The sequence below is a fragment of the Nonomuraea sp. NPDC001684 genome (assembly GCF_053596515.1).
Map to the genome: position 1 here is coordinate 1 of NZ_JBSFGJ010000096.1, position 26,231 is coordinate 26,231.

Genomic DNA, 26,231 nt, shown 5'->3' on the forward strand with positions numbered 1-26,231 from the left:
CGCGGTAGACCTCCCACGACAGCGCCTCGGGCCGCCCGCCCACCTTCTCCAGCGCCTGGTAGATGGGCACGGTCCCGACCGGGACGGGCGAGCTGCGGATGATCTGCTCGCGGGTCTCGTGGATGTTCGGCCCGGTGGACAGGTCCATGACGGTGTCGGCGCCCCACCGGGTGGCCCAGGTCATCTTCTCGACCTCCTCCTCGATCGAGGAGGTGACGGCGGAGTTGCCGATGTTGGCGTTGATCTTGACCAGGAAGTTCCGGCCGATCGCCATCGGCTCGGACTCCGGATGGTTGACGTTGGCGGGGATGACCGCCCGCCCGGCCGCGACCTCCTGCCGGACGAACTCGGGCGTCATCCCCTCCCGGACGGCCACGAACTCCATCTCCTTGGTCACCACGCCGCGCCGCGCCGCGCCGAGCTGGGTGACCGGCGACCCCCACGCCGAGCGGTCGGTACGCGACGGCCCCGAGGTGTCGTAGAGCCGCACCGACGTGCCGTTCGACAGCCTGACCTCGCGCATCGGCACCTGAAGGTCACCGATGTAGATCTTGGAAAAGCGCGCGTCGCTCATCGCGCAAACTCCCTTCGCCGGCATTATCCGGAGCAGGTTCTGGCGGTCGGCGGCTGACAGCCGTCCTCTCAGCCCGGTCCGCACCGGGCTCCCGCGTTGGTCATCGCGATCATAACTCCGCGCGTGGCAGGATCAAGGGGATGTCCGATCCCATTGCGCACACGACCGCCACCTACGACCGCATCGCGCGCCAGTTCGACGAGCAGTTCACCGAACCGCCCCCCTCGTTCGCGGCCTTCCGCGACCGGTTCGCCTCAGCCCTGCCCGCCGGAGCCACGGTCGCCGACCTGGGATGCGGCCCGGGGCGCGAGTCGGCCTGGTTCGCCGGACGCGGCCTGACCACCGTGGGCGTGGACCTGTCGATCGAGATGGCCAGGCTCGCCGCCGGGCACGGCGTGCCCACCGTCCTGGGCGATCTGCGACGCCCGCCGCTGTCGCCGGCGTCCCTGGACGGCGTCTGGTCGGCCGCGGCCCTCGTGCACGTGCCGTCCGAGCAGACCGAGGCGACGCTGCGCGCCTGGCACGCGGCGCTGCGCCCCGGCGGGGTGCTCGCGCTGACCACCGCCCTGGGCGACGGCGAGGGCTGGGAGCCGGTGCCGTACCGGACGGAGTACGAGCGCTGGTTCGTCCACCGCGACGCGGGCGACCTGCTCGCGGTGCTGGACGCGGCCGGGTTCGCGGTCGCCTGGCACGAGACGAACGTCACCCACCGCACGTGGTTCAGCGTGCTGGCGACAGCGCGCAGCTCTCCCCAGCCCTAGTCTCCAGGTCGAGCGCGAACCCGGGGCCGCGCAGCCGGGCGGTCCCGCCGCGCGCCGACGACAGCCTGACCTCGACCGGCACGCCGTCCGCCCAGGTCACCCCGACGGTGAAGCCGCCGCGGGCGCGCAGCCCGTCGAACGAGCCCGCGCGCCAGGCGGCCGGCAGCGCGGGCAGCAGCTCGATGACGCCGGCGTGGCTCTGGAGCAGCATCTCGGCCACCCCGGCGGTCGCGCCGAGGTTCCCGTCGATCTGGAACGGCGGATGCGTGTCCCACAGGTTGGGCAGCGTGCTGGCGCGCAGTTGCCCGCTCAGCATGGTCAGGGCGCGGTCGCCGTCCTTGAGCCGGGCCCAGAAGTTGACCTTCCAGGCCATGCTCCAGCCCGTGCCGCCGTCGCCGCGCGCTTCGAGGGTCGTGCGCGCCGCGGCCAGGTGCTCGGGGGCGGTGAGCTGCGTCCCGGGGTGCAGGGCGTAGAGCTGGGAGACGTGCCGGTGCCGGTCGGACGGGTCGTCGAGGTCGGCCTTCCACTCCTGGAGCTGCCCCCAGGAGCCGACCCGCAGCCCGGGATCGAGCCGGTCGGCCGCCGCGCGCAGCCGTCCGGCGAACTCGGCGTCCACGCCGAGCGTGCGCGCGGCCGCGGCCGTGCAGGCGAACAGTTCCCGGACGATCTGCTGCGGCATGGCCGCGCCCGCGGTGAAGTCGCCGTGCTCGGGCGAGTACGCGGGCGAGACGACGAGGCTGCCGTCGCGCGCGTCGGGACACAGGTTGGCCAGCCAGAACTCGGCGGCCTCGCGCATCGCCGGATAGGCGTGCCCGCGCAGGTAGCGCTCGTCGCCGTCGAACAGGTAACGCTCGTAGAGCTGGCGCACCAGCCAGCCGGCGGCGTCCGGCATCCAGAACGACGTGGGCCAGTCGTGCACCCCCGTGAACCCGAACGGGTTGGTGTTGGAGTGCACCACCCACCCCGCGGAGCCGAACATCGTTCGCGCGGTCTCGCGTCCGGGCGCGCGCAGCCCCGCCACGAACTCCTGGTACGGCACCGCCGTCTCGGCCAGGTTCGCCGACTCGGCCGGCCAGTAGTTCATCTGCAGGTTGATGTTGGTGTGGTAGTCGGACTCCCACGGCGGCGAGTTGGACGCGTTCCACACCCCCTGGAGGTTGGCCGGCAGCGAGCCGGGGCGGGAGGAGGCGATCAGCAGGTACCGGCCGTACTGGAAGTACAGCGTCTCCAGGGCTTTGTCGGACGGGGTGCCGGCGCCTTCGTAGGCGGCCAGCAGGCGGTCGGTCGGCAGGTCGGGCGTGCGCTGGCCGAGGTCGAGGCGGACCCGGCCGAACAGCGCCCGGTGGTCGGCCTCGTGCTCGGCCCGCAGCTCGGCGTACGGCCGGCGCGCCGCCGCGTCCACCGCCGCCGTGACCCGCGCCGCCGGGTCCGGGCCGCGGTAGCCGGGGTGGACGGGCGCGTAGTCGGTGGCCGCCGAGAAGACGAACACCGCGCTGTCGGCGCCCGTCACCACGACGCGGTCGCCCTCGTCCGTACGGGTGCCGCCCTCGGTCAGCACCTGGACCTGGCCCTCGTACACCAGGCCGTTGTCGGCGAGCACGCCACGGACGCGCAGCCGTCCGGACTCGGCGGTCACTTCCTCCCCGCCGTCATGCGCGGTGCCGAAGCGCAACGTGAACCCCACCCGTCCCGGACGTCCCGCCGTCAGCCTGCCGACGATGACGTGCGCCGGGTACGAGGCGAAATATTCCCTGGTGAGCACCACGCCGTCGGCGTCCTCGTACGTCACGGCGGCCACCGCCGTCTCCAGGTCGAGCGTGCGCCGGTAGCCGCCGGAGAAACCGCCGGTCACGTCGAGCAGCAGCTCGCCGAAGTTCTGGTACGCCCCGAAGCCGGGAATGTGCCCCACCGTGCGGTAGGACGGGTTCCCCAGGATCGCGGCCACCTCCTCCGGCGCCATCGAACCCCGCTCGTCGATGACCCGTCGCACCGCCTCCAGAGCGCCGGGACGGTCCGCCGGCCAGTTGCCTGATCCACCGGGCTCCGCGCTGCCCGGACCGCCGGTCCACAACGACTTCTCGTTGAGCTGGACGCGCTCGGTCTCAAGCGTCCCGAACACGCAGGCGCCGAGCGCTCCGTTGCCGATCGGAAGGACGTGTCCTTCCCAACGGGGGGCGGGCTCGTCGTACCGGAGCGTCAGCATGGCGATCAGCCTAAGGTTTGGCGATCGCCCCTGGCGGTACGGACTCCCTCAGGGGAACTATGATGAAGATCGCCGCTGTGGCCGCGATCGTGGCTCTCGCCACGATCGGACCGGCTGCCGCCTCTGGGGACGGCATCGAGCAGCAGGAAGTGAGCAAGCAGCAATACCGGACGCTGACCGCCCAGTGCCGCTACGCCGACACACCGGCCCTGCGCCAGAAGTGCAGGCAGGCGGTCAAGGACAACTACCGAATCGGCCGGCGCAACCGTTCACTCGACTGCCGGACGTACTCCGGCGTGACGGTCTGCGGCGAACTGCTCCTCAGCAAGACCGAGCGCGCGTGCATCGACGAGTCCACCAGACAGGGCTTGGCCTATCGCCGCGCCGAAGTGGAATGTTACGTGGCCTGACCATGATCGTCGCAGGTGTCGACGGCTCGCCGACCGGACTGCTGTCCGTCGACTGGGCCGCCAAGGAGGCAGTGCTGCGCGGGGTGTCGCTGACCGTGGCCCACGTGGTGCCCGACTGGGTCTGCCGCCCGATCTCCGGCCGGTACGCGGAGGTCGGCAAGTGGATGCGCGACGGCGCCAAGGAGGTGCTCGCGGCCGCCGAACGGCGGGCCCGTGAACTGGGCGCCGAGGTGACCACGGAACTCGTGCCCGGCGATCCCCGCGCCGCGCTGATCAAGACCGCCGAGCAGGCCGACCTGCTCGTCGTCGGCAGTCGTGGCCTGGGCGGCGTACGCGGGCTGCTGCTCGGCTCGGTCGCCCACGGGGTGGCCGCGCACGCCCAGACGGACGTCGTCCTGGTCCGCGATCCGCCCGCCGTTCCGCGCGGTGAGCTGGTGGTCGGCGTCGACCGTTCCGAGGGCAGCCTCCGCGCGCTGAAGTTCGCCTTCGCCGAGGCCGAGCTGCGCGGCGCCAGGCTGCGCGCGGTGGAGGCGTTCGCCTGGCCGCGTCCCTCGGGCTTCGGGCCCGCCGATCCGGAGGTCGAACGCGAGACCCGCGAGGCCCTGCGGACCTTCCTCGCCATACCCCGCCAATGCCATCCCGGCGTGGAGGTGATCGAGGACGTCGTGCACGGCCATCCCGTCGAGGTGCTGCGCGAGGTGGCGGCCGGGGCCGACCTGCTGGTCGTCGGCAGCCGGGGGCACGGCACGCTGAAGGGCATGCTCATCGGCTCGGTCAGCCAGGCCATGCTGCACCACGCGCCCGGCCCGCTCGCGATCGTGAAAGCCACCTCCGCCTAGGGGACGTTCCCGCAGGCCACCGCCTTCACCGTCCCCTCCTGCCCCCGGCCGCCCTGCCCCGGACGCCCGCCGGCCTCCAGCCGCCCTGCCACGGACGCCCGCCGGTGGCTAACCGGCGGCCGGCACCGCCGCCGCCACGATGGCGGCCACGCGCGGCGCGGCCAGCCGTACGTAGTCGTCGGTGGCGAGCGCCAGTGAGCGGTCGAGGCGCGCGGCGTTGAAGTAGATCTCCGGCAGTTCCAGCAGCGAAGGATCGACGACCAGCTCAAGGCGGGGGTCATGGCTGAACGGCAACACCGTCCCGCTGACGCTGCCCGCCAGTTCCTCCGCCCGGTCCTTGTCGGCGAAGGCGACGTACGTGCCCTCCAGCAGCCCCTTGACCGCCTGCAGATCCAGCCGCGCGTCGCCCGGCACGACGGCCAGCACGTGCCGGGTGCGCTTCTTGCCGATCTTGACCATCACGATCAGGCACTTGGCCGCCTGCTCGACGCCGTGCCCGCGCAGGGCGCTCACCTGCTCGGTACGCCCCTCCGCCGGATGGTCGATCACCCGGTACCGCGCCCCGCCGGCATCGAGATCGGCGATCAGCCGCGCATAGGCGTCCGGCCGCCGGTCGGCCTCGGGACCTTCTCCGGCCTCAGGGCCTTCTCCGACCTCGGGACCTTCTCCGCCATCGGGACCTCCGTGGGCTCCGGGGCCTTCTCCGGCATCAGCGCCTTCAGAGCCGTCGGGACCTTCGTAGGCGTCACCAGTCACTGCTCAACATCTCCTTGGCCTTGGCGATCCGACCCTCGTCGCGCTGGTAGAACACCCACTGCTTGATCTTCGTGCCCCGGATCAGCCCCGCCTGGGCCAGCACCTTGAGATGCTCGCCGCACGTGGGCCGGCTCACGCCCAGCTTCTCGGCGATGAACAACGAACAGACGCCGTCGCGTACGAGATCGCCGTCGCGCTGCGGGCCGAAGTGCCGCTCGGGGTCGCGCAGCCACTCAAGGATGAGCAGCCGTTTGTCACTGGCCAGCGCCTTGACCAGATCCACATCCACCGAGCCAGTATGGCAATAAGCTAATTACCTGTCCACGCCCGGCCCCCTGAACCGCATGGCCCCCGCCCGTACGACCTCAGGACACCTGCACCACCGGCCGCACGCCCTCAGGACGCCTGCACCACCGGCGCACCTTCGCTGGCCTGCACCAGGACGAACCCCTGCCCCCGGAACGCCAGCTGCATGGCCTCGCCGCTGCCGCGCCCGATCAACGCCCCGACCTTCATCGTGCGGTTGACCCCGACCTGCAGCCCCGTGCTCCAGCACACCGCCGCCTGCCCGTCCACGAACGTCGGCATCCGCGCCACGTCCAGCAACACCGGCGTGCCGTGCGTGGTCACCGCCACCCACCCCGTGCCCGTCACCGTGGTGTTGAACAGCCCACCGGCCGCGACCCCGGCCCCCTGCACCCGCTGGATGTCCCACCTGAGCTCCGGCCCGAACGCCAGCAGGTTCCGCCCGTTGACCGTCAGCCCCTCGTTCTCCAGGTAGAAGAGGTGGATGTCGTCGGCGTTGTCGGCCAGATAGAGCTGCCCCTGGCCGCGTACCCGCATCAGGGAGGCCCCCTCCCCCGTCACGGCCTTCTTCAGCAGCCTGCCGAGCCCGCCGCCCTCGTAGTCGAAGTCCATCTGCCCCTGGAAGGCGACCATGGACCCCTGCTTGGCAAGCACCTCGTGCGGCAACTGGACCCGCAGCATCTTGTGGTTCTCCAGCGCGAACCCGCCGGGAAGCGGCTGGCCGGCCAGGTTGCCGAAGATCGAACTACGCACGTCGCGCCTCTCACGTCGATGGTCGTCGCCGCCGACGTGCATCCGGAGCCGGCCCGAGCGGCGTCATCTCCGCCGCTCCCACCACCTCCGGCACACCACTCCGGCGCCGTTCTACAACCCCATCAACTCGGCGCCCCGGACGCGAGTTCCCGCACCACCTGAATGAGCTCGGCCGGATCGAACGGCTTGGTCAGGTACGCGTCGACCCCGATCCCCAGCCCCCGCCTCCGGTCGTCGTCCTGCGCCCGCGCGGTGATCAGGACGACCTTGATGTGACTGGTCGCCTCCTCCGTACGCAACTTCTCCGCCGTCGCCCACCCGTCGAGGCAGGGCATCATCACGTCCAGCGTGATCACATCCGGCATGACGTCCATCACGCGATCCAGACAGTCCTGCCCATCGGTGGCGGTCGACACCTCGAACCCCTCAAGGTTCAGGTTGACCGCGATGAGCTGCCGGATGACCTCGTCGTCATCCACGACCAGTACTTTGCCAAGAACGTCGCTCACGGGCGCAAAGCTAGCCCGTAGCGGGCCGGTCACGTGGGGTTTTCGCGGGATGCGTTCAAGGAGCGTTATCTGGTGCCGAGTGGTCCCCAGATGCTGATAGCCTTATCACTCGTCGCCCCCTTAGCTCAGGGGATAGAGCACCGGCCTCCGGAGCCGGGTGCGTAGGTTCGAATCCTACAGGGGGCACACATGTGATGTCTCGGGACATCGGAAACCCTCGAACCTACGGGTTCGGGGGTTTCGTCTTGTTCGGGTTTGCCTGGGGCTGGTAGTCGCGGGTGGGGTCGAGGATCAGCTCGCGTAGGAGTTCTCCGGTGACGGCGTTGACGACGCGGATGTGCAGGTCGTCGATCAGGAGGATGACGTGGGTTCGGGCGTGGGTTCGTCCGATGCCGATGTGGTGCAGTCGGCCGTTGACGCGCAGGGTGACCACGCCGGAGGGGTCGATGCGGTCGTGGCGTACGCGTGTGTGGGTGTCGGCGTCGCGGCTGCCGTCGGGCAGGGCCTTGGGTGAGGCGGCGTAGGTCGTGGCCGGGGTGGCGCGGTGCGGCAGGGACCGGTGCGGGCGGTGGTGGTTGTAGGCGTCGGTGAAGCGGTCGAGTAGCGCTTGCAGGCCGGCGAGGGTGGCTGGTTGGCAGGGTTGGGCGTGTAGCCAGTTCTTCATGGTTTGCTGGAAGCGTTCGACCTTGCCGCAGGTGGTGGGGTGGTTGGGGGCGCTGTTCTTCTGGCGGACGTGCAGGCGGCGCAGGTCGTTTTCGAAGGCGTTGCGGCCGCCGCGGCCGCCGGCCAGCCGGGTGGTGAAAACCATGCCGTTGTCGGTCAGTGTGGAGGCGGGCACGCCGTGGGCGGCGACGGCAGCGCGGAACGTGTCGCGCACGATCGGGCCGGTGACGCGGACGTGCGCGGTCACCGACAGGGCGTAGCGGGAGTGGTCGTCCAGCCAGGACAGGATCTCGGTGTCAGTGCCGTCGGCGAGGCGGTAGTGGGTGAAGTCGGCCTGCCAGGTCTCGTTCGGCAGCGCTGCTTGGAAGCGGATGTAGGACGAGCGGGGCCGTTTCTTCGGCTCGGGCACGACCAGGCCGTGGCGAGTGAGGAAGCGGCTGATCGTGGCCCGTGACACCGTCCGCTGATGGTGCTGTCGCAGATGCCAGGCGATCGTGTCCGGGCCGGCGTCCAGTCCCTGCTCGGCGAGGTCCTTGCGGAGCCGGACGATCAGCTCGACGGTGTCGGCGTCGATCGTGTTCGGCGAGGTGTGCGGACGTCGCGACCGGGGCTCGAACGCTGCCTCGCCCTGGGCACGGTAGCGCGCGACGAGCTTGGACACCCAGCCCTTGGACACCCCGTAGGCGCGGGCGACCTCTGCTTGGGAGCGGCCCTCGACGACAACGGCGGTGATGACAACTCTGGCCTTGGACACACCGCCCACGCTGTTGATCGCGGTGGTTGCCTATGTCCCGAGACACACTCTGTTGAAGTTTCCTATGTCCTGCGACACGGGTTTCCTATGTCCTGAACCAGCACACTACAGGGGGCACACAATCTTGACCGGCGGCTCCAGCCGCTGACCAGCGCAAACATCACAGGAACGGGCGGGCCTCCAGTCTCATGGAGTCCCGCCCGTTCTCGTTGTAGCTCGCTGGTTGTGGACGATGATCCGTGTGCGGTCTGCTCCACCCACCATTCGCAACGCCCCCTGGTTGACCAACGACGCGACAGCAGCGTCCACGAAGACATCAGCGCCAGGCATACAGAGTGCGGCGTCTGGGCGGCGACGGCCTAACCGTCCCGGGCGCCGTCACGTCAACGAACGTGAGTATCGACTTCGCTCCTGGCCGTGCCGTGCGGTATGACGAGCGAGGGGATCACGCCCACACTGGTGCTGTCGCCTGGCGCACTGGAGGGCAAGTGTCCAGTACGCCGTATCAGGGATGCCCCCGGTCAGTGACTGGCAATGAGGGCACGGCCATCTCGCTGGTCGATCTCGATGGCGCTTAGCCGGGCCGCCCGGTCGCTCGCAGACGACGTCCAGCCCTCGAAGGCGACCGGGGCACAGACCAGTAGGCAAAGATCATGGGCACCAGCCATCGCCCGGCCCACTGCGCCTGCAATGGGATCTTTACAGGCGACCTGTTTCCCACCGGGCTGTTCCCGCTCCGTCTTGAGATGGCTGACCAGTTCGACACCCTCGCCCGTGGCGAACATCAACCTGTGTAATGAGGGACCACGGCAACGAATCGATAAATATCGCCGATGAGAAAGAGGAGCGAGAAGGCAACCGCCGTTTTGCTGCGCCAGAGAAATATCAGGCTCAGCACGAACAGGAGGATGGCGAAGCCAGATGCGGTCGTCGCTATCATCACCAGGTCGGGATCGCTGTAGTCCGGCATGACCGGATCCCAATTATGGTTGGTAGGCACCAGGGCTGGCCAGAGATGCAAGCGACCCAAGCGACACCGTCAGTACGCCCATGGCGTTACGCGCTACCCGGGATTTCTCGTGTGCCGCCGCCAAGCGGCGCTGCTCTTCTTGCGTCCGCCGAACGACCGGGTCGGACAGGCCGCCGAATGACTCCAAGTCTCCTCCTCGCATTTCGACCCGAGCGCCATGCACGCCACAGCCCACATATAAGCACAGAACGCGGCGGGTCCCCGCCGACTTCGGCGTAGAGAATGCCGGGCAAGCAGATATGCAGGCCCATACTGCTTTGAGATCTGCGGAGCGGAGAGATTCCTATATCTCGCCAGGTCCGTCCATCGTGTCCGACATGCTGTACTCATCAATCTCATGGATCGGCGTAACCGATTGCCAGTCCGGACTTGGCGTGAACCCCGCGCAAAAATCGAGGGCCGTTCTGGGCGGTGGCGTGGGTGGTGATGGTGCCAGTGCCGGGCTGGTACCAGCGGGCGTGCATGTTGACCCTGCCGGTGTCCGGATCGGTTTACTCGCCCTGATGGCAGAAGGTGGCTGGGCTCCCCGTTTGTAGGCGTACAGGCTGCCGGCGTTGGCGGTGGACTGGTCGAAGGCGTCGAAGGTGAGCTGAGTGCGGGCTTGGCCTGGGTGGCCAAGGTGCCGCGTGGGTTGTAGGTCCAGGCGGCGCCGTCGCCTTCGGTGAGGCGGTTGCGTCCCCGCATGCGTTCCGGAGCTGGGAGCGCAAGTCGAGGTCTTGCCGAGGCTGCCCGCCACCCGATGTCACCGACGGCAAGCATGTGGATCAGGGATCAGACGCGTGAACATGCTGGATTCGGCGCGGCGGTCGGTTTGGGGATGACTTTCTCCCTTTGCCGCGAAGCGGGACACAGCGGGAGGGCCGTGTCAGTATGACCATGGGTCCCCTCCGAGGAGTGTCCAATGTGTGACGATGTGTTACTTCCTGGTCCCGTATCCGCTGCCCTGGCCGATTACCGTGCGCTCCGTGACGGGCACGGTCCCTGTTGGGGCGAACCGTCTCTGTCCTATGTCGTCCAGGCATGGGCGACCGTCTTCCTCGACCGCCGTTACAACTTCTACACCACCGGACTGCGCCAACTGGCCGAGCGCCACCCCGACCTGCCTGCCGCCGAGCTGGAGGATCACCTCGGCGAGGTGGATCCCGACCGGGTGGTACGTGACGCGCTCGCCGGCGACGTCGTGGACAACCTGCCCGTGCTGCGCCTGACGCCCGGCGGTCACGCGGTGGCGGCCGTCACGCGAATCGTGCTGGAGGGCGAGCCGTTTCGTACGGCGTTGCTGCTCGACTCCAGCAGGGACGAACCGGTCACCGTGCTCGTGGACGGCACCCCTTGCACGGTGGAGGCGCGCGGGGCCAAGGTGGTCGAGGTCGCCGAGTCCGTCGTCGTCGAGGGGCAGCCGGTCGACCTGACGCCGCTGAGCAGGCGGGTGGCGGCGGCCGGCGTGCGGTTGCGCGCGGGGTTCCCGTGCCGGTGGAGCGTGACGAGCGCGAGCGGCCAGGGCTGGTACCCAGAAGGCGCGCCGCCCAAGCTGGACGCGCACCGCCGGCCGTTCTTCCACGGCGACGACCTCGTGGTCCGCGTCCCCGCCGAGCCCGTCACCGTGACCGTGGCGAGGGGGATGGAGTACGGCACCGCCGAAGTGACCGTTACTCCGCAGGCCGGCGCGGAGACGCTGGTGGAGCTGACGCCCGAACGGCTGTACGACGCGGCCGCCAGCGGCTGGTACGGCGGCGACCTGCACGTCCACCTCAACTGGATGGGCGAGGAGCCCGCCGCGCCCGAGCTGGCCGCCGCCGCGCAGCACGGCGAGGACCTCCACGTGCTCAACCTGGTGGCCGGCAACGTGGCGAGCGAGCGCGTCTACGACGCGGAGGCGCTGGAGCAGTGGGTGGGCAAGGACCTGCCGTGGTCCGACGACCGGCATCTGGCCAGGATCGGCGTCGAGTTCCGCAACGACGTGCTCGGCCACTGCACGGCGTTCGGGCTGCGCGGGCTGCCGAGCCGCTACCACACGGGCTTCGGCGGCACGGCGGACTGGCCGCCCAACGCGGCGGCGTGCGAGGAGCTGAGGGCGCTCGGCGGGATCGTCTCCTACGGTCACCCGTTCCACACCGCGTTCGGCGACGACGACCCGCCGGACGTCGTACTCGATCGCGGACGGTCCTGCGCGGCCAGGGAGATCGTGGCCGACGCCGCACTGGGTCTGATCGACTCGCTCGATGTGCTCAACCACTCCTCCGTCCTGGCCACGGCGGCCGTGTACCGCCGTCTCATCGGCGCGGGCAACAGGCTGGCGGTGACGGCGGGGACCGACGCCGTGCTGTCGTTCTGCCGCCGCGGCACCGCCTCCGCCCCGCCCGGCTGGGAGCGTGTGTACGCCAACGTCGCCGGCCCCCTCACCGCCGAGTCCTACGCCGCGGCGATCCTGCACGGTCGTACGTTCGCCACCACCGGGCCGTGGCTGGAGCTCACGGTGAACGGGCACGGCCCCGGCGACACGCTGGAGCTGCCGCCGGGCCAGGAGGTGGAGATCGTTGTCTCCACGATCGGGCCGGAGGTCGAGGAACTGGAGATCCGTACCGCTGCGGGCGTGCTCGCGCAGGGGCCTCCCGGGCGGCTGGTGGCCACGATGAGGGCGGACGAACCGACGTACGTGGTGGCGGTGGCGACCGGCGGGCCACACCCGCGCTCCCAGCACCGGCGCGGCGCCTACGCCCACACCAGCCCCGTGTACCTCGACGTCGCGGGCGGCCATGTAGCCAGGGAGGCGGACGTGCGCTGGTGCCTGGCCTGGCTGGACCGGCTGGCATCGATCCTGCGCGAGTCCGGCCGCTTCGACACCCCCGCCCAGGTGGACGACCACCTGGCCCTGTACGAGCAGGCCAGGCAGATCTACCGCACCCGCCTGCCCTGACCCCGGCCCGCATGAACGCGACCGGCCCCCAGGGCCGGTCGCGCAGCGGGGGGAGGGGACAACGGGGTGGCGGGGCCCGGCGATGGTGTGCGGAGGGGCGGGACAACGGGGTGGCGGGGCCCGGCGGTGGTACCCGGGGGGGTGGCGGGGGCGACGGACTGGCGGGTCCCGCAGCGGTGCGCAAAGCAGGCAGGGGCGACCGGGGTGGCGGGGTGCGGTGGTGGTGTGTGGAGGGGTGGGTGGGAAGGTGTCTGGGTGCAGATCTCCCTCCTCGGGCCGGTCGCGGCCGCGTCCGACGACGCCTCCCCCATCGACATTCCCGGCGTACGTCTGCGGGTGCTGCTGGCGCGGCTCGCGCTGGAGGCCGGCCGGCCGGTGTCGGCGGACGCGCTGATCGACTGCGTCTGGGGCGAGGAGCCGCCGGCCGGGGCCGTCAACGCGCTGCACGGGCTGGTCTCCCGGTTGCGCAGGACGCTGGGCGGGCCGGAGTCCGTGGAGCTGGTGGCCGGCGGCTACCGGCTGCCGCTGCGTCCCGAGGACGTGGACACCCACCGGTTCGAGCAGCTCGCCGGGCAGGCCAGGCGGGAGCTCGCGGCCGGCCGGCCGCGGGAGGCCTCCTCCCTGCTCCGCGCCGCCCTGGAGCAGTGGCGCGGCGACGCGCTGGCGGACGTGCTGGAGGCGGCGTTCGCCCGTAACGTGGCGGCGCGGCTGGAGGAGTTGCGCGCCACCGTCGCCGAGGACTTCTTCGACGCGGAGGTGCGGCTCGGCCGCCACTCCGAGGTGCTGGCCGACCTGCGGGTCGCGGCCGTCGCGCGCCCGCTGAGCGAGCGCCTGGCCGAACTGCGGATCCGGGCTCTGTCGGCCGCCGGCCGCCAGTCGGAGGCGCTGGCCGTGTACGACGAGGTCCGCGGCAGGCTCGGCGACGAGCTGGGCATCGACCCGTCGCCCGAGCTCCGCGCGGTCCACCTCGCCCTCCTGCGCGGGGAGCTGAGCCGACCCGCCGTACGGCCGCAGGCCGCGTCCAACCGGCTCCCGGCCAGGCTGACCACCTTCGTCGGCCGGGAGCGTGAGCTCGGCGAGCTGGCCCTGCTGCTTGCCGAAGCGCGGCTGGTGACGATCGTCGGGCCGGGCGGCGCGGGCAAGACCAGGCTGGCGCTGGAGGCCGCCGAGCAGGTCGGGGACCGGGCGTGGTTCGTCTCGCTCGCCGGGGTGACCCGTCCGGACCAGATCGCCGACGCGGTGCTCAGCGCCTGCGGCGGCCTGTTCGAGGGCGGGTTCAAGCCGCAGGCTCCCGCGCCCGCCCGGTTGGCCGCCCAGCTCGACGTCGGCCCCGCCGTGCTGGTGCTGGACAACTGCGAGCACCTGGTGGAGGCGGCCGCCGAGCTCGCCGAGCAGCTGCTCGGCCGGCTTCCGCAGCTGCGCGTCCTGGCCACCGGCAGGGAGGCTCTGGCGATCGACGGCGAGGCCCTGTGCCACCTCGGCCCGCTCGGCCTGCCCGTGCCGGACGCAGACCTGGCCGAGGCCGCCGAGTCGGACGCCGTGCGGCTGTTCGTCGAGCGGGCGGGCAGGGTGCGCCAGGGGTTCGCGCTCGACCGGGCCACGCTGGGGCCCACGGTGGAGATCTGCCGCCGGTTGGACGGCATGCCGCTGGCGCTCGAACTGGCCGCGGCCAAGCTGCGGGCGATGACCGTGACGCAGATCGCCCAGCGCCTGGACGATCGGTTCCGCCTGCTCACCTCGGGCAGCAGGACCGCGCTGCCGCGCCAGCGCACGCTGCTCGCGCTGGTGGAGTGGAGCTGGGACCTGCTGGAGGAGCCCGAGCGGGCGCTGGCCGCGCGCCTGGCCGCCTTCCCCGGCGGAGCCGACCTGGCCGCGCTGGAGGCGGTCTGCTCCGACGCGTCCCTGCCCGCCGAGGACATGGTGTACGTCGCGGGCGCGCTGGTCGAGAAGTCCATGATCCAGCAGGTCGGCGACAGGTACCGGATGCTGGAGACCGTCCGCGCCTACGCGGCGGCCCAGCTCACCGAGCCGCCGGTCGGCGACCGTTTCCGCGGGTACTTCCTGGCGCTGGCCGAGGAGAACGAGCCGCTGCTGCGCACCCGGGACCAGTTGCGCGCCGTCGAGGTCTTCGACGCCGAGCACGACAACCTGGTCGCCGCGCTGCGGGCCGCCATCGGAGCGGGCGACGCGGCCACGGCCGCCCGGTTCGTCAGGTCCATGATCTGGTACTGGGGCATGCGCGGGATGTCCACCGAGTCCGACGCGTTCCTGAGCGAGGTGCTGGCGTTCGGCGACGAGTTGCCCGACGACGTCCGTGCCGCCTTCGAGGTGGTACGGGCGACGGCGGGCCGGCGGGGCGGGCCGGAGGTCCGGGAGAACCTCAGCCGTCCCGGGGTGACGAAGTTCCACAACGCGCTGCCGTTGCTCCGCCTGTCCAGGCTCACCACCCAGGACGCCGGAGACCTGGAGGCCCTGGACTCCCCCGACCCGTGGGTGCGCGCCAGCGCCCGCTGGGCCTACGACTTCCTGCTCACGGAACAGGGCGACCAGGAGACCGGCGCCCGCCACAGGGACGAGGCGCTGCGCCTGTTCGAGCAGGTCGGTGACCGCTGGGGCCTGGTGATGAGCCTGGTACGGCGCAGCCGCGTCCACGGCCTGCGCGGCGAGCACGAACACGCGGTCGCGGCCTGCGAGCGCGCCGTCGCGATCGCCGCCGAGCTGGGCACCGAGGAACACCTGTTCATCACCAAGTCGCATCTCGCCCAGAACCGCATGCGCGGCGGCGACCTGGACGGCGCGCTGCACGACATCCACGCCGCGCGACGCGTGGGCCGCGAACACGGCCACCGGCGGCTGGCGGCCAGCATGCTGTTCCCGCTCGCCGAGGTGCACCGCCACGCCGGCGACCTGGGCCGGGCCCATGAGGTCGTGGACGAGCTGGAGACGGTCGTCCACCGGCTGCCCGGCCCGCCCGAGCTGAACGGCGACGTGATCGTGTCCTCCCGGATGGCCGTCCTGGTGACCGAGGGGGCGGCGGAACGGGCGCGCGAACTGCTGCCCCGCGCGATGCGCGGCGTGCTCGGGCACACCAACGCCAATGCCCTGGCCCGCGCCGCGGAGCTGCTGGCCAGGCTGCTCGGGCTGGAGGGCGACCCGGCGGGGGCCGCGACGGCGCTCGGCATGAGCCACGTGATCCGGGGCGTCTTCGACGAGGGCGACCCCGATCTGCGGCGGCTGGTGCCCGTCCTGGCCGGGCGGCTCGGCGACGCGGGTTACCGGGAGGCGTACCGGCGTGGCGCGGACCTGCCGCGGCAGGAGGCGATCGACCGGCTCATGACCCACTGCGCCGATCCGGCCGGGTCCGCTCCCCCGGGTGGCCTTCCGCGTCCCGGGCGGAGTTGACCGGGCAAGGCGCGGCGGTCACCTCGGCATCCTGGCGGTGACCGCTTCGAGCGCCTTCCCGGCCTCGATGAGCTCGTTCATGGACGTGATGAAGAGGTCGCCGTTCTCGTCCGTCAGGCTTTTCCGGCAGTTTCGGCCGCCGTTGCCGGCCTGGGTGACGAACGTCCGCCAGAAGGCCCGGGTCTCCTGGTCGGGGGCGTCGAAGTAGCGGCCCGCGTCCCGGGCGATCTCCCCCATGTGGGTGCACAGGGGGCCGAAGATCGCCGGCTCGACGGAGCCGCGCCCGGCCCGCGCGGCGTCGTTCAGGCTTTTGGAGAGACGTACGACATCGGTCCTGTACCGTTCGCGCAGATCCCACCCGCCGTGTGCCCACCAGGCCTTCACCTGCAGCTGCCTGATCTCGGCGGACACCACCGCACCTTCGAGGCCCACCACCCGCTGGACCTGGGAGAGGGTGGCGGGTCCGGGCGATTCCTGCTGTGCGGCCGCCACGAGGGGCGCCGCCACCGCCGCCGCGCAGAGCACGGCCGTGGCGGCTCGCCGCGCGGCGAGCCGGCCGGTCGGCCGCGGGCCGGGAGGGAGGTCGCGGGTCGCGCTTCGGGTCGTGGGCCGCAGCCTCCGGGCCGCCGACACGATGCCGGCCGCCATGACGGCGGCGACCGCGGCGAGCACGAGAACGTAGCCCATGATGCTCTGCACGAGCGTCCACGCCGGATCCGGCAGCCAGTGGCAGCGAACCGCCAAGGTGTTGAGCGGCTGGAAGCAGCCGTCCGCGGCGGCGAACACGAAGCGGCCGGCCAGGCCGCCCAACGCCACGACCTCGGCGGCGATCAGCGCGACGAGCAGCCGGTGACGGCTCGCCGGCACGCTCGCGACGGCGGCTGCCGCCGCGGCCGCCGCCACCAGGGCCACGAGCGTCCACGCCTGGTAGACCAGGGCGTAGAAGCCTGCTCGATCCGCGGGCGGGGGCTGCCAGGTGTGCATGTAGCCCATCACGACGGCGACGGCGGCCCAACTCGCCGGTATCCCCAGCAACACGGCCGGCAGCACCCGCCGCTGCAGCGGCACCCCCTTGCCCAGGGCCTCCCACCGGCCGGGCTCGGTCAAGGAGCCGAGCGTCCACGAGGGCGGAGCGGTGGTCGGGCGGAACGTCCAGGTGAGCAGTGGCACCACCCACAGGGCCATGACCGCGGAGAGGACGAGCGGCGTGTCGAGGCTGGTCAGGAACGGCCACACCGCGCCGATCGCGGACTGCATGGCCGGATGCTCCTCCGGTGAGGCGCCGTACAGCTCCCGCAGGATCACCTGCATCCCGGCGGGGTCGACCGTTCCGGTGCTCGCCAGCAGCGCGCCTTCGCTCTGCCACCACACGAACCAGGAGAACAGCACCAGCCACGCGGCCGCGAGCCCCAGCAGCATGGCCGGCCGGATCGTACGCCCCGGCCAGGCCCTGACCCACAGTTCGGCGCACTGCGCGGTCCACCAGGCGAAGGCCACCCCGGCGAACAGCACCAGCGCCAGCACCACCGGGTGGTCCGGGAACCACCGCAGGACCGTCACCCGGTTCAGCACCAGTTCGCCGGCCACCGCGCCGGCTCCCAGCCACAGCCCCGCGCGCACACCGGACGGCGCCCGACGCCCGGTCAGCACCGCATGGACCACGGCACGCCACAGCGCGATCCCGGCCACGCCGGTGACCAGACCCGCCACCAGCAGGGCCGGCAGCCGGCCCAGCCAGGTGCCGCTCGCGACGGGAGGCAGGTACTCCGCCACCTGGACGTCGATGAGCGGAGCGGCGCCCCCGGTCAGGAACATGGGCAGCGCCTGCACGCCGAACAGCGCCGCCGGGTCGGTGACGGCGTCCCGGCGCAGCGTCCAGCGCGGGTGCATGCGCCACAGCTCGACGAAGGAGCCGAGAGCGCGCCGCAGCCGGCCCGTGACCGGGGCGGGCATCGTGAACGCCAGAGAGCGCAGGTCGGCGCCCCAGCGCGTCGCGGCCAGGTCGGCGTGGATCTCCCGGCTGCGCAGGACGTCCGAGCGGGCGAGATAGACCAGGAGGATCATGCAGATCGGAAGCAGCAGGCCCCGCGTGGTGAACGCCGTCTCGCCGGGCCAGAACGGCGACCGCGCGGAGGTGGGGATCGCGGTGAGGTACCAGACGACGTACGGGAGGAGCACGAGGACGACGAACACCCGCCACACGACGACGGTGGCGTAGGTGATGGTGAGGTCGCGGTTGCGGATGTGGGCGAACTCGTGCATCGCCCGCGCGCGAAAGCCGTCGGGATCGGCGGTCCTGCGGGCGACCAGGCCACCGTGCAGGCACACGATGGGGCGACGGTCGCTGCCGAACACCACGGCGTCGGTCGTGGCCGCCGTCAGGTCCACGACGATCCTGGGCACGCGGGCCAGGCCGGCCACGGCGGCGAGCTCCGCCATCCTGCGGCCGATCTCGCCGTCGTGGTCGATCACGTCCAGCGGTACGAGGCGGCCCCGCCGGACCTTCCAGTACGGCAGGGCCAGGAACAGCGCCACGGCCGCCGCCGCCACCAGGACGAGCCCCAGGAGGGGCAGCCACCAGGGCGCCGCGGGCTCGTAGCGGTCGACGCAGGCCCAGTAGGCGTCGTGGTTGGCGATGATCCGCGCGGAGATGCCCCGGTCGGTGCCCTGGGTGGGATCGCCGCCGGCGGCGAGCAGGCAGCCGTATCCGTAGCCGCCGTGGTATCCGCGGGCCACGACCTGCATCATCGAACCGCTGCTCACCAGCAGCAGAGTGAGCAGCAGCACGAAGCGCACGGTCGTGCCCGCGCCCATCGCCCGCTCGTCGATCCGCGGGGCGGAGGCCGTGGCCGTCATCACTGGTTCTTCGTCAGGGGGACGCCGTCGGCCGGGCCGTCCGGTTCACGCGCGTCGGGTTCCGGTGCGGCCAGTGCGAGCCGGCCCACCACGGCGTCGGCGATGAGCCGGGCGCGGCTGTCGCCGAGCCCGTGCTCCACAGCGGTCTCCAGCACCCTGCGGTGGACCTCGGCGAGCTCGTCCCGGGTCAGGTCAGGGACGAGGACGGCCGCCGCCGGCCTCCGGAAGACCTTGCGCAACGCGGCCTTCGTGCGCGCCGCCGCGCCGTCCACGGCGGCGGTCCCCACCCGCCGTGCGGCCTCGTCGACCATGAGCCACACCACCGGCGTCACCAGGGCCGCGATCTCGCCCAGGCCGAACCCCAACGGCTCACGCCTGGCGCCCCGCCGGCCCAGCCGCCGGATCACGACGTCGTCGCCGAGCCCGGCCAGCCCGTCCACGAGCAGGAGCTCCTCCGGCGCGGTCGCCGCCACCACATCGCGCACGACGTCGCGGACCCTGGTCGTCGCCGCCCTGCTCGCAGGACCGCCGCCGCTGGGCGAAGCTGCTCCGGAACTCATGACGCCCCTCTCCGCATCGCGTTCTGTGACGCACCCGCCACGCTGTGCAGGATCTCCATCCTCACGGAAGGGGCCCGGCGATGGAGGTGAACGCGGAAAACGGCATGAATCACGTGTCCGGCACGGCCGCCCCCGTCAGGGCGTCATTCGCGCAGGAAGGCCAGCAGGGAGGCGGCGAGTTCGTCCGGGGCCTCTTCGGCCACGTGGTGGCCGCTGTCGATGGGGTGGCCGGTCACGTCGTCGGCCCAGGTGCGCCAGATCGCCAGCGGGTCGCCGTACAGGTCCTCCATGTCGTCCTTGGACGTCCAGAGGAACAGGGTGGGGCAGGTGAGGCGGCGGGAGGCGGCGCGGTCGGCGTCGTCGGCCGCGCGGTCCACGGTCAGGCCGGCGCGGTAGTCCTCGCACATCGCGTGGACGGTGTCCGGGTCGTGGATGGCCCGGCGGTAGTCCTCGTACGCCTCCTGGCCCATCTGCTCGGGGCTGCCCTGGTACCAGGCGTCAGGGTCGGCGTTGATGACGCGTTCGGCGGGTTTGGCGGTCTGGCCGAGGAAGAACCAGTGCCACCAGGACGCCGCGAAGCGGGCGTCGGCCCTGGCCAGCGCCTCGCCGATGGGGATGCCGTCCATCACGACCAGGCGGGTGACGGCGGCCGGGTGGTCGGCGGCCAGGCGGTGGGCGACGTAGGCGCCGCGGTCGTGGCCGGCGACGGCGAACCGTTCGTGGCCCAGCGAGCGCATGAGGGCGACCATGTCGCGGGCCATGGCCCGCGTGGAGTAGGGGGCGTGGTCGGGGGTGGTGGGCGGCTTGCCCGAGCGGCCGTACCCGCGCAGATCGGGGCAGACCACCGTGTGGTGGGGGGCCAGGAGGGGTGCGACGCGGTGCCAGGTCGCGTGGGTGCGGGGGTGGCCGTGGAGCAGCAGGAGGGGCGTGCCGGAGCCGCCGTACCGGACGAACAGCTCGGTCTCGCCGACGTCGATCACGTCGGTCGCGAAGTCGTCGAACATCGGCCGCCTCTACCCGGGACCGTCATGGATCAACACCTGCCCAAGAACCGGAGTTCCGCCGCATAAGGGGACGTTCTAGGATCGGGCCATGCCTTTGACCGCGGACGACGTCGACCGGTTCGTGGCCGCCAGACCCCGCCTGGAGGCCATCGCCTACCGCCTGCTCGGCTCCGCCGCGGAGGCCGAGGACGCCGTGCAGGAGACGTTCCTGCGCTGGCAGTCCGCCGACGTGGACCGCGTCGAGGTGCCCGAGGCGTGGCTGACGAAGGTGCTCACCAACCTGTGCCTCAACCAGCTCGGCTCCGCGCGGGCCCGTCGCGAGACGTACGTCGGGGAGTGGCTGCCCGAGCCGCTGCTCGCCGGCGACCCGATGCTCGGCCCGGCCGAGACCGCCGAGCAGCGCGAGTCGGTCTCGTACGCCGTCCTCACGCTGATGGAGCGCCTGTCCCCGAACGAGCGGGCGGTCTACGTGCTGCGGGCCGCCTTCGACCACTCCCACCGGGAGATCGCCGAGATCCTCGACATCACCGAATCGGCCAGCCAGCAGATCTTCCACCGCGCCAAGAGGCACGTCGCCGACGGCCGGGCCCGCACCGAGGTCGACGAGGCCGCCGCCCGGCGGATCGTCGAGGAGTTCCTGGCCGCCGCCACCAGCGGGCAGACCGAGCCGCTCGTCCGCCTGCTCACCCAGGACGCCATCGCGGTCGGCGACGGCGGCGGGAAGGTCCCGGCCCGCGCCAAGGCGTTCGAGGGCGCCGTCGCGGTCGCGAAGTTCCTGTGGGGCCTGGTCAAGCCCGGCAAGGCCAAGCGGGCCATCATCGGCGGCTCGCCCGAGATCTACCCCTGGACGGCCAACGGGGAGCCGGCCGTCGTGGCGGTCCTGGACGGCCGGGTCGTCGGCGTCATGTGCCTGGAGGTCACCGCCGAGGGCATCGCCGCGTTCCGCAACCAGGTCAACCCCGACAAGCTGGACCGCGCGACCGCGCGCTGGGCGGCCAGCGACCACGGGGAGCCGGTGTTCAGAGCCTTCTGAGCCTTCTGAGACACGGTGTGACGCGCTTCACACCGTGATCCTGTCAGGAAAACACGGGCCGTCCGGTTCAGGTGGCGAACCCGCGTCAGACAGGAGCGAGGAAATGCAGCACCGCATCATCGTCCTCGGAGCCGGCTACACCGGAGCCGTCGTCGCCGGCCGCCTGGCCAGGCGGCTGAGCCGCGAGGACGTCGCCATCACCCTCGTCAACGCCGAGCCCGACTTCGTGGAACGCGTCCGCCTGCACCAGGTGGCGACCGGGCAGGACCTCAGGCCCCGGCCGTTCCGCGAGATGTTCGCCGGCACCGGCGTCGAGCTGCGGCTCGGGACGGTCACCGGCCTCGACGCCGACCGCGGGACCGTCACCGTCACCGGCGCGGGCGGCGCCGAGGAGCTGGCCTACGACACGCTGGTCTACGCGCTCGGCAGCGGCTGGAACGCCGAGGGCGTGCCCGGGACCGCCGAGCACGCCTACGACGTCGCCGGCCGTCCGGGGGCGCTGCGGCTGCGTGAACGCCTGGCCCGGCTCGACGCCGGTCAGCGCGTGGTCGTCGTCGGCGGCGGGCTCACCGGGCTGGAGGCCGCGGCCGAGATCGCCGAGGCCCGTCCCGACCTCGACGTCGCCCTCGCCGCCCGCGGCGGTCTCGGCGACTGGCTCTCGCCGAAGGGCCGCGCGCACGTGCGGAAGGTCCTCGCCGGGCTCGGGGTGAGCGTGCACGAGCACACGGCCGTCACCGGCGTCGAGGCCGACCGGGTCACCACCGACGGCGAGCCCATCCCGGCCGACGTGACCGTCTGGACGGCCGGCTTCGCCGTGCACCCGATCGCGCGGGCGACCACCCTGGAGGTCAGCGGCACCGGCCAGATCGTGGTCGACGGGACCATGCGCTCGGTCTCGCACCCGAACGTGTACGCCGTCGGCGACGCCGCCATGGCGATGGGCCCCGGCGGCAAGCCGCTGCGCATGTCGTGCGCGTCGGGCATCCCGACCGCCTGTCAGGCCGCCGACTCGATCGCGGCCCGGCTGACCGGCGGGAAACTGCCGAACACCACGCCGCGCTACTTCAACCAGTGCGTCTCGCTGGGCCGGGGCAACGGCCTGATCCAGTTCGTCACCGCCGACGACCGCGCTCTGCCCAGGGTGCTGACCGGGCGGGTCGCCGCCGTCTACAAGGAGCTGATCTGCAAGAGCGCCGCCTGGGGCGTCGCCAACCCGATGATGGGCAAGCCGGTCCGGCGGCGCCGCGTCACCCGCCCGAACGCCCCGGCCGGCCCCGCCGCCGCCAGGGCGCGTGCATGACGACGGCCGGCGTGGCGCACCCGGCGGCGCGCCCCCGTCAGGGGGTCGTGAGGACCACGAGCTGCCGGGTCGCCCGGGTCATCGCCACGTAACGGTCGACCGCGCCCTCGACCCCCTCGACGCCCTCGCCGAACCGGTCCGGATCGACGAGGACGACCAGGTCGAACTCCAGCCCCTTCGACAGCTCCGGCGTCAGCGACCGGACCCGGGGCCGCTCACGGAAGGCCGGGTCCCCGATCACGCAGGCGATCCCCTCGGGGTTCGCGGCGAGCCAGGCGTCGAGGATCGCGTCCAGCTCGGCGACCGGCCCGCGGGTGACCGGGACGCCGCTCTCCCTGATGGAGACCGGCACGTTGGCGTCCGGCAGGGCGGCCCTGATGACCGGCTCCGCCTCGGCCATGATCTCCGCCGGGGTCCGGTAGTTGACGCTCAGGCCGGCCAGCTCGACGCGGTCGATGCCGACCCGGCCCAGCCGTTCCGCCCACGACTCGGTGAACCCGTGCCTGGCCTGGGCGCGGTCCCCGACGATGGTGAAGCTCCTGGACGGGCAGCGCAGCAGCAACATCTGCCATTCGGCGTCGGTCAGCTCCTGGGCCTCGTCCACGACGACGTGCGCGAACGGCCCGGCGAGCAGGTCCGGCTCCACGGTGGGCAGCTCCGACTCGTCCACCAGGTTGCGCTGGAGGTCCGCCCGGCGAAGCTGGGTCACCAGGCCCTCGCCGTCGTCGTCGGCCTCGATCAGGTTGTCCACGACCTGGGCCATGCGCTCGCGCTGGACGGCCAGGGCGGCCTCCTGCCTGCGCTGCCGGCGGGACGCCTCCGGGTCGCCGAGGCGCTGGCGGGCCGCGTCCAGGAGCGGCAGGTCGGAGACCGTCCAGGACTGGGCGTCCGCGCGCTGGAGCCGCCGGATCTCGTCCGGGGCGAGCCAGGGGGCGCAGAGCCGCAGGTAGGCGGGGACCGTCCACAGGTCGCCGACGAGGTCGGTGGGCTCGATCAGCGGCCAGGCGCGGTTGAAGGCGGCCAGCAGCTCCCGGTTCGCGCGCAGCGACCTGCGCAGCAGCTCCGGCGACACCTCCTGGTCGCCGTGCTGGTCATGCGGGTCGTGCTTGTCGATGAGGATCGTGAGCAGTTCCTCCCAGATCTGGTCGCGGGCCTCGTTGTGCGGGGTGCCGGGGTCGGCGGCCTGGAATGCCTCGGCCCAGTCCTCGGCGCTCAGCCAGACGTCCGACCAGTGCGTGGTGACCGTCATGCCCTTGGCGGGCGGGTTCTCGTAGAACCTGACGGCCGGCTCGATCGCCTTCACCATGTCCGCGGACGCCTTCAGCCGCGCCACCTCCGGGTCCCGCTCGGGGACCGCCGCCGCCCCCTCGGGCACGAGGTCGCGCAGGGTGCAGGTGCGCACGCCGTCCTCCCCCAGGCTGGGCAGCACGTCGGCGACGTAGGCCAGGTAGGGCTGGTGCGGGCCGACGAACAGCACGCCGCCCTTGTTGTGGCCGAGCCGGGGGTCGGAGTAGAGCAGGTAGGCCGAGCGGTGGAGGGCGACGACGGTCTTGCCGGTGCCGGGGCCGCCGTCCACGACGAGGGCGCCGCGGGAGCCGGCCCGGATGATGGCGTCCTGGTCGGCCTGGATGGTGCCGAGCACGTCGCGCATCCTGGACGAACGGTTGCCGCCCAGGCTGGCGATGAAGGCGGACTGGTCGTCGAGCGCGGCGTGCCCTTCGAAGCCGTCGGCGGTGAACACCTCGTCCCAGTAGTCGCTGATCCGGCCGCGGGTCCAGCGGTAGCGGCGGCGGCTGGCCAGGCCCATGGGGTTGGCGTGGGTGGCGCCGAAGAACGGCTCGGCCGCGGGCGAACGCCAGTCGAGCAGCAGGCGGCGGCCGTCTGTGTCGGTGAGGCCGAGCCGTCCGATGTACACCGGTTCGGGGTGGTCGGCGGTGACCATGTGGCCGAGGCACAGGTCGAGGCCGAAGCGGCGCAGCGTCCGCAGGCGGGCGGACAGGCGGTGGATCTCCAGGTCGCGGTCGAGCGCCTGCCGGCCCTTGCCGCCGGGGGCCATGCGTTCGGCGTCGAGGCGGGCGGACAGGTCGGCGATCGACTGCTCCAGGCTCTCGGCGAGGGCCGCGAAGTGTCGCTCGTCGACGGCGATCAGCGCCGGGTCGGCCTTGGCGGCGAGGTTGCCGGGCAGGTCGAACACGCCGGTGGTCAGGGGATTCATGTATGTGGCTCCGCTACGAGGTCGGTCTTCGCGTGGCAAGGCTTCTGGCCTCGGCGGACGATTCTGCGCCACGACGGGGGTCTTGCCGCAAGCCCCCCGGTGCGCTATACGTTAAGAGTGGAAAGGAGTAGAAGCTCCTTTTTCTGCCACTTTGCTCCGCGACACAGGCCCTGCTTCGCTTCACAGCACAGCGGAACCGGGGTGACCCGCCCGTGACGGGCGGGTCACCGGCCGAGGGTCACCAGTCGCCGTCGCCGCCCTCGTCGTCGTCGCCTTCGAAGATCTCCTCGACGATCTCCCCGGCCACCAGGCCGCCGACCACGCCGGCGGCGCCGGCCGCGGCCACCGCGCCCCAGCCCGGCCCGCCGTGGTGCTGCTCGTGATGGCCGTAGCCGTGGTGACCGTGGTGGTCACCGTACCCGTGGTCGCCGTGGCCGTGGTGGTCGCCGTGCCCGAAGCCGCCGTGGGCGTGCGCGGCCAGGCCGGACAGCCAGCGGTCGAGCTCGGCGGCCCAGTCGGTCTGCAGGGCGTCGGCGTGGCTGACGGTGAAGCGGCCGATCGCGTCGCCGGAGTAGCGGCCGGCGCGCTTGTCGGCCTCCAGGACCACCTCCAGCCCCGCCGGGTCGGCCACGAAGGTCACTTCGAGCTCGCCGAGCACGCCGGCGTACCGGCCGGCCGGGTAGAACTCGATCTCCTGGTAGAACGGCAGCTCCTGGCGCACGCCGTACAGGCGGCCGGCCTCCAGGTCGGCGGACTTGAACGCGAAGCCGAGCTGCAGCAGCGCCTCCAGGATGCGCAGCTGCGAGGGCAGCGGCTCGACCGCGACCTCGTCGAGGTCGCCCTTGTCGACCGCCTTGGCGATGGCGAGCTCGGTGCGCACGCCCAGCGCCATGCCGTGCAGCGGCTGCCCGCCGATCTGGCTGATCGGCGCCTCCCACGGCACGCCGATCTGGAACGGGATCGTGCGCTCCTCGCCCTGGCGCAGCACGAACGGCCCCGACACCTGGACGCGGGAGAACTCCCCGGCCCCCGCGTGCTCGCCGTCGCCGTGCTCGAACTCCACGCGGGCGACCAGGCCGAGGGTGACGTGCTCGATCTCGGCGTCGAAGTCGCCGCCCTTGAGCCGCACCTCGCCGGACAGCGTGCCGCCCGGCTGGACGCGCGGCGTCGCCAGAACGGTGTCCACCGAGGGCGCGCCGACGCCGAAGGCACCCAGCATGCGTTTGAAGACCACGGCTTGTTCTCCCTGTCGAAGATCGAATGTGTGCAGCCGACCCGCACAACGATCTCCGTCCGGCCCCGGTTCCGGCCATGCCGAAAACGTCTGCCGTACAAAGGGGCGGGAACGGCGGGATCCCGGGGTGCGGCGCGTTCGCCGCACCCCGG

The 26,231-nt window shown here is 72.1% G+C and carries 20 protein-coding genes, 1 tRNA gene and 1 riboswitch; of the genes, 8 read left to right on the forward strand and 13 right to left on the reverse strand.

The window, feature by feature from the left end; genetic code table 11:
• Positions 1-574: phosphomethylpyrimidine synthase ThiC (locus ACWCSD_RS19410; protein ID WP_449916564.1), on the reverse strand; the 574-nt coding region annotated here is incomplete at its 3' end.
• Positions 567-679, reverse strand: a riboswitch (TPP riboswitch). Its footprint overlaps the gene before it by 8 nt.
• A 35-nt stretch (positions 680-714) precedes the next feature.
• On the opposite strand from ACWCSD_RS19410, the gene ACWCSD_RS19415 reads away from it, so the two are divergent.
• Positions 715-1,335, forward strand: coding sequence for a class I SAM-dependent methyltransferase (locus ACWCSD_RS19415; protein ID WP_397162356.1), 621 nt, complete (start codon positions 715-717; stop codon positions 1,333-1,335).
• Here the strand turns inward: ACWCSD_RS19415 and ACWCSD_RS19420 are convergent.
• Complete coding sequence (locus ACWCSD_RS19420; RefSeq protein WP_449916568.1) at positions 1,295-3,538, reverse strand: glycoside hydrolase family 95 protein; 2,244 nt, start codon at positions 3,536-3,538, stop codon at positions 1,295-1,297. The two genes, ACWCSD_RS19415 and ACWCSD_RS19420, sit on opposite strands and share 41 nt — an antisense overlap.
• Before the next feature lie 59 nt (positions 3,539-3,597).
• On the opposite strand from ACWCSD_RS19420, the gene ACWCSD_RS19425 reads away from it, so the two are divergent.
• Both ACWCSD_RS19425 and ACWCSD_RS19430 read left to right on the forward strand, forming a co-directional pair.
• Positions 3,598-3,948 (forward strand): hypothetical protein, encoded by a 351-nt coding sequence (locus tag ACWCSD_RS19425; protein ID WP_352349714.1) that lies wholly within the window; start codon positions 3,598-3,600, stop codon positions 3,946-3,948.
• A 2-nt stretch (positions 3,949-3,950) separates the two neighbouring features.
• Positions 3,951-4,787: a universal stress protein gene (locus tag ACWCSD_RS19430; protein ID WP_397162354.1), complete on the forward strand. Its 837-nt coding sequence runs from the start codon at positions 3,951-3,953 to the stop codon at positions 4,785-4,787.
• Between the two features lie 108 nt (positions 4,788-4,895).
• Here the strand turns inward: ACWCSD_RS19430 and ACWCSD_RS19435 are convergent, their stop codons facing one another.
• The 4 genes from ACWCSD_RS19435 to ACWCSD_RS19450 all read right to left on the reverse strand — a co-directional run bounded on the left by ACWCSD_RS19435 (position 4,896) and on the right by ACWCSD_RS19450 (position 7,111).
• Positions 4,896-5,336, reverse strand: coding sequence for a YbaK/EbsC family protein (locus ACWCSD_RS19435; RefSeq protein WP_397162353.1), 441 nt, complete (start codon positions 5,334-5,336; stop codon positions 4,896-4,898).
• 196 nt (positions 5,337-5,532) lie between these two features.
• A complete protein-coding gene (locus ACWCSD_RS19440; RefSeq protein WP_352349708.1) occupies positions 5,533-5,832 on the reverse strand; it encodes an ArsR/SmtB family transcription factor in 300 nt (99 codons plus the stop codon).
• 107 nt (positions 5,833-5,939) lie between these two features.
• Positions 5,940-6,602: an AIM24 family protein gene (locus ACWCSD_RS19445; protein WP_352349706.1), complete on the reverse strand. Its 663-nt coding sequence runs from the start codon at positions 6,600-6,602 to the stop codon at positions 5,940-5,942.
• Between the two features lie 122 nt (positions 6,603-6,724).
• The gene (locus tag ACWCSD_RS19450; protein ID WP_352349704.1) at positions 6,725-7,111 is read right to left on the reverse strand and encodes a response regulator transcription factor; all 387 of its coding nucleotides are present in this window, start codon (positions 7,109-7,111) and stop codon (positions 6,725-6,727) included.
• Between the two features lie 114 nt (positions 7,112-7,225).
• Between ACWCSD_RS19450 and ACWCSD_RS19455 the strand changes: the two genes are divergently transcribed.
• Positions 7,226-7,297: transfer RNA gene (locus tag ACWCSD_RS19455), tRNA-Arg, on the forward strand.
• A 37-nt stretch (positions 7,298-7,334) separates the two neighbouring features.
• Here ACWCSD_RS19455 and ACWCSD_RS19460 read toward each other — a convergent pair.
• Together ACWCSD_RS19460 and ACWCSD_RS19465 are read right to left on the reverse strand one after the other, a co-directional pair.
• Positions 7,335-8,528: an IS481 family transposase gene (locus ACWCSD_RS19460; protein WP_449916575.1), complete on the reverse strand. Its 1,194-nt coding sequence runs from the start codon at positions 8,526-8,528 to the stop codon at positions 7,335-7,337.
• 784 nt (positions 8,529-9,312) lie between these two features.
• Entirely contained in the window at positions 9,313-9,498 is a 186-nt protein-coding gene (locus tag ACWCSD_RS19465; protein ID WP_397164721.1) for a hypothetical protein, read from the reverse strand.
• Positions 9,499-10,459: 961 nt separating this feature from the next.
• On the opposite strand from ACWCSD_RS19465, the gene ACWCSD_RS19470 reads away from it, so the two are divergent.
• Together ACWCSD_RS19470 and ACWCSD_RS19475 are read left to right on the forward strand one after the other, a co-directional pair.
• Complete coding sequence (locus ACWCSD_RS19470; RefSeq protein WP_449916577.1) at positions 10,460-12,475, forward strand: CehA/McbA family metallohydrolase; 2,016 nt, start codon at positions 10,460-10,462, stop codon at positions 12,473-12,475.
• 255 nt (positions 12,476-12,730) lie between these two features.
• Positions 12,731-15,877 carry a BTAD domain-containing putative transcriptional regulator gene (locus tag ACWCSD_RS19475; protein WP_449916579.1) on the forward strand — a complete coding sequence of 1,049 codons (3,147 nt, stop codon included), beginning with the start codon at positions 12,731-12,733 and terminating at the stop codon, positions 15,875-15,877.
• An 18-nt stretch (positions 15,878-15,895) separates the two neighbouring features.
• Here the strand turns inward: ACWCSD_RS19475 and ACWCSD_RS19480 are convergent, their stop codons facing one another.
• The 3 genes from ACWCSD_RS19480 to ACWCSD_RS19490 all read right to left on the reverse strand — a co-directional run bounded on the left by ACWCSD_RS19480 (position 15,896) and on the right by ACWCSD_RS19490 (position 20,297).
• The gene (locus tag ACWCSD_RS19480) at positions 15,896-18,733 is read right to left on the reverse strand and encodes a M48 family metalloprotease (RefSeq protein ID WP_449916582.1); all 2,838 of its coding nucleotides are present in this window, start codon (positions 18,731-18,733) and stop codon (positions 15,896-15,898) included.
• Complete coding sequence (locus ACWCSD_RS19485; protein WP_449916585.1) at positions 18,733-19,293, reverse strand: hypothetical protein; 561 nt, start codon at positions 19,291-19,293, stop codon at positions 18,733-18,735. The genes ACWCSD_RS19480 and ACWCSD_RS19485 overlap by 1 nt, the downstream gene beginning before the upstream one ends.
• A 143-nt stretch (positions 19,294-19,436) precedes the next feature.
• Positions 19,437-20,297, reverse strand: a complete 861-nt coding sequence (locus ACWCSD_RS19490) for an alpha/beta fold hydrolase (RefSeq protein ID WP_449916587.1) — start codon at positions 20,295-20,297, stop codon at positions 19,437-19,439.
• An 88-nt stretch (positions 20,298-20,385) separates the two neighbouring features.
• Here ACWCSD_RS19490 and ACWCSD_RS19495 point away from each other — a divergent pair, with 88 nt between their 5' ends.
• Both ACWCSD_RS19495 and ACWCSD_RS19500 read left to right on the forward strand, forming a co-directional pair.
• A complete protein-coding gene (locus ACWCSD_RS19495) occupies positions 20,386-21,330 on the forward strand; it encodes an RNA polymerase sigma-70 factor (RefSeq protein WP_397164735.1) in 945 nt (314 codons plus the stop codon).
• A 103-nt stretch (positions 21,331-21,433) separates the two neighbouring features.
• Complete coding sequence (locus tag ACWCSD_RS19500) at positions 21,434-22,630, forward strand: NAD(P)/FAD-dependent oxidoreductase (RefSeq protein ID WP_449916590.1); 1,197 nt, start codon at positions 21,434-21,436, stop codon at positions 22,628-22,630.
• A 37-nt stretch (positions 22,631-22,667) separates the two neighbouring features.
• Here the strand turns inward: ACWCSD_RS19500 and helR are convergent, their stop codons facing one another.
• The gene (gene helR / locus ACWCSD_RS19505; RefSeq protein WP_449916592.1) at positions 22,668-24,845 is read right to left on the reverse strand and encodes an RNA polymerase recycling motor ATPase HelR; all 2,178 of its coding nucleotides are present in this window, start codon (positions 24,843-24,845) and stop codon (positions 22,668-22,670) included.
• A 238-nt stretch (positions 24,846-25,083) separates the two neighbouring features.
• Positions 25,084-26,079, reverse strand: coding sequence for a sporulation protein (locus tag ACWCSD_RS19510; protein WP_387668365.1), 996 nt, complete (start codon positions 26,077-26,079; stop codon positions 25,084-25,086).
• Positions 26,080-26,231 lie beyond the last annotated feature (152 nt).

What these genes read in the sequence shown, in the direction of transcription:
- ACWCSD_RS19490 (WP_449916587.1), bottom strand. Translation starts at nt 20,297, where the DNA reads ATGTTCGACGACTTCGCGACCGACGTGATCGACGTCGGCGAGACCGAG.
- ACWCSD_RS19465 (WP_397164721.1), bottom strand. Translation starts at nt 9,498, where the DNA reads ATGCCGGACTACAGCGATCCCGACCTGGTGATGATAGCGACGACCGCA.
- ACWCSD_RS19415 (WP_397162356.1), top strand. Translation starts at nt 715, where the DNA reads ATGTCCGATCCCATTGCGCACACGACCGCCACCTACGACCGCATCGCG.
- ACWCSD_RS19480 (WP_449916582.1), bottom strand. Translation starts at nt 18,733, where the DNA reads ATGACGGCCACGGCCTCCGCCCCGCGGATCGACGAGCGGGCGATGGGC.
- helR (WP_449916592.1), bottom strand. Translation starts at nt 24,845, where the DNA reads ATGAATCCCCTGACCACCGGCGTGTTCGACCTGCCCGGCAACCTCGCC.
- ACWCSD_RS19420 (WP_449916568.1), bottom strand. Translation starts at nt 3,538, where the DNA reads ATGCTGACGCTCCGGTACGACGAGCCCGCCCCCCGTTGGGAAGGACAC.
- ACWCSD_RS19500 (WP_449916590.1), top strand. Translation starts at nt 21,434, where the DNA reads ATGCAGCACCGCATCATCGTCCTCGGAGCCGGCTACACCGGAGCCGTC.
- ACWCSD_RS19495 (WP_397164735.1), top strand. Translation starts at nt 20,386, where the DNA reads ATGCCTTTGACCGCGGACGACGTCGACCGGTTCGTGGCCGCCAGACCC.
- ACWCSD_RS19430 (WP_397162354.1), top strand. Translation starts at nt 3,951, where the DNA reads ATGATCGTCGCAGGTGTCGACGGCTCGCCGACCGGACTGCTGTCCGTC.
- ACWCSD_RS19485 (WP_449916585.1), bottom strand. Translation starts at nt 19,293, where the DNA reads ATGAGTTCCGGAGCAGCTTCGCCCAGCGGCGGCGGTCCTGCGAGCAGG.
- ACWCSD_RS19470 (WP_449916577.1), top strand. Translation starts at nt 10,460, where the DNA reads ATGTGTGACGATGTGTTACTTCCTGGTCCCGTATCCGCTGCCCTGGCC.
- ACWCSD_RS19425 (WP_352349714.1), top strand. Translation starts at nt 3,598, where the DNA reads ATGATGAAGATCGCCGCTGTGGCCGCGATCGTGGCTCTCGCCACGATC.